The following is a 2,166-nucleotide window of genomic DNA, read 5'->3' as shown; positions in this document are numbered from 1 at the left end:
CTGTGTTCGCAAAAAGGGCGGGCTTCGCGGCAGGAGGAATTGCCGCTGGCGCTGCTCGATCCGTATTGCGGTTTTCGCGAGGCAGCACTTGCCGCACTCGATGCTGCCGGCCGCCGCTACCGCATCGCTGCCGGCAGCGCCAGTCTGGCCGGCCTGCGCACGGCGGTGAACGCCGGTGTCGCGCTGACGCTGCGAACGGCTCGCTTTGCCCATTCCGGCATTGTCGAGGCGCCGCGCGAGCTTGGCCTGCCGCAGGTTCCAATGGCTGAGTTCGCCATCCGGTTGCGCGCTGGCTCCGATGGTCCGGCGGGCGATCTGGCGGCTCTGCTCGGCGGCAACCTTGCCTTGTCGGGCTGAATGCCCAAAGAAAAAGCCGACCTTACGGTCGGCTTGGAGTAGGACGGGCCGAGGGGTTTGGGGGGACTTGGGGATGGCCCGTCGCACCCATAATGCCTGACCCGGATGATGGTTCCGTGACTGTGTCACTTTTTTAAGAAATATTTGACGCCACGCGTTGCGGGCCGGCCATGCGTTGCGAGCGGGCCCTCAGCCAATCCCGCCCCGCATGGGCGAACAGCGCGCACAACACGATGATGCCGCCGATCATGCTGGCGGCTGGTGCAATCTCGCCCAGGAACAGGAAGGCAAACAGGATCGCGAACGGCACTTCGGCCGAGCCGAGCAGCCCGGATTCGGCCGGCGGGATGAGCCGCGCGCCCTCCGTCCACAGGATCGAGGATAACGCAAAGGACGCGCCGAACGTGGCGAGCAGAACGGCATCCCTTGGCGAAACCGCCAGCGGATCGGTGACGAACCAGCCGAGCAGGAACAGCAGGAACGCCGAAACCGCGCCGGCCCACACCACCGGCGTGTCGCGGAACGCGCGCACCATGATCATGTAGAGGCCGCTGCCGATGGTCATCAGCAGTGCCAGTCCGTCGCCGAACAGATTGCCACTGCCGAAGCCGGACCAGACCATGATCGCCACGCCGCACAGCGACACGGCGGCGGCGACCATCGTCTGCAACCGGAAGGGTTCGCGCGTCAGAACCCAAGCCAGCAGCGCGGTGACGAAAGGTGCTGTGGCATAGATGACCGCGACATTGGCGACGAAGGTGAACTTGAACGCCGAGATGAAGGCGATGCTGGCCAGAGCTCCCTCTACCGCCAGCAGCCAGCCGCGCCAGCCAAGCCGCAGCGTTTCGCGGTTACCGGAACGGTGACGCCGCCACAGCACATAGAAGCTGATCAGGATGGCGCCGACAAAGCCGCGCCAGCAGATGATGGTCAACGGGTCGGCATGGATCGACTTTGTCAGAACACCGGTCAGGCCGAAAACGGCAGCTGAGGACGACACCAGGATGATGCCGAGTGTGCGCTCTGCGGCGGTGTCGGTGGCGGCTGCAATGTCAGTCATGCAACCAGCCTACGCCGCTTGGTCCTGACATCGTAGTGTCAGCAATGATGGTGATCCACATCATAGGCGTTTGCGAAAATGCTCGGTGCCGACGATCAACAGGCCGGCGGCGACGATCAGCGCAGCGCCCAGGAACACCTCGCGGCGCGGCACGTCGCCCCAGATCGCAAAGCCGAGTGCGAATGCCCACAACAGCGAGGTGTATTCCAGCGGCGCGATGACCGAAGCCGGTGTGCGCTTCATGCCTTCGAACAGAAGATATTGTGCCAGGCCGCCGAGTGCGCCGACGCTGGCAAGCAGCAGCAACTGGGTCCAATCGGGTGTCTGCCACCAGAGCAATGCCGGCACCGCCGAAAACAGCAGGAAATAGAAATTGTTGAGCAGGAGCTGGATCATCGAGCGCTCGGCAAGGGCGGTCTTGCGCAAGAGCACGATGGCGATGCCCCACAAGAAGGCCGCCGCCAGCACCAGCAGCACCGGCACGGACAGGCCCAGATGGGTCGGATCGCAAGCGACGAACACGCCGGCAAAGCCGATCAGCACCGCCAGCCAGCGCAGCATCGGCACCTTTTCGCCGAGCAGGAACACTGAAAGCACTGTGACGATGATCGGGGCCGCATAATAGACGGTGGTCAGCTCGGCGAGCTGCAGGCTGCGCGCGGCGTTGTAGTAACACAGCCACGCAGCAAGCGTGAAGGCACTGCGCACCAGCATCGGCCGCACGATCGGCGAGCGCATCGTGTCGGCAA

Annotated in this window: 2 protein-coding genes and 1 pseudogene; 1 reads left to right on the top strand and 2 read right to left on the bottom strand. The window is 64.4% G+C overall.

The genetic code is table 11. The annotated features are described in order from the left end of the window. Positions 1–357 (top strand): annotated as a pseudogene (locus tag EN749_RS34640) (LysR family transcriptional regulator); the annotation flags it as partial. A gap of 133 nt (positions 358–490) precedes the next feature. Here the strand turns inward: EN749_RS34640 and EN749_RS34635 are convergent. Both EN749_RS34635 and EN749_RS34630 read right to left on the bottom strand, forming a co-directional pair. Next, positions 491–1,417, bottom strand: coding sequence for a DMT family transporter (locus tag EN749_RS34635; RefSeq protein ID WP_128364859.1), 927 nt, complete (start codon positions 1,415–1,417; stop codon positions 491–493). A 60-nt stretch (positions 1,418–1,477) separates the two neighbouring features. Continuing rightward, positions 1,478–2,166, bottom strand: a 689-nt coding sequence (locus EN749_RS34630) for a DMT family transporter (protein ID WP_145991144.1), incomplete at its 5' end; no start/stop codon positions are given.

This window comes from Mesorhizobium sp. M7A.F.Ca.ET.027.02.1.1, assembly GCF_004022985.1.
GTDB lineage: Bacteria > Pseudomonadota > Alphaproteobacteria > Rhizobiales > Rhizobiaceae > Mesorhizobium.
The sequence above is the reverse complement of the archived record's forward strand: the minus strand, read 5'-3'. Positions and strand labels throughout refer to the sequence as shown.

Excerpts from the sequence above, each read along its gene's own strand:
- EN749_RS34635 (WP_128364859.1), bottom strand. The coding sequence starts at position 1,417 with ATGACTGACATTGCAGCCGCCACCGACACCGCCGCAGAGCGCACACTC.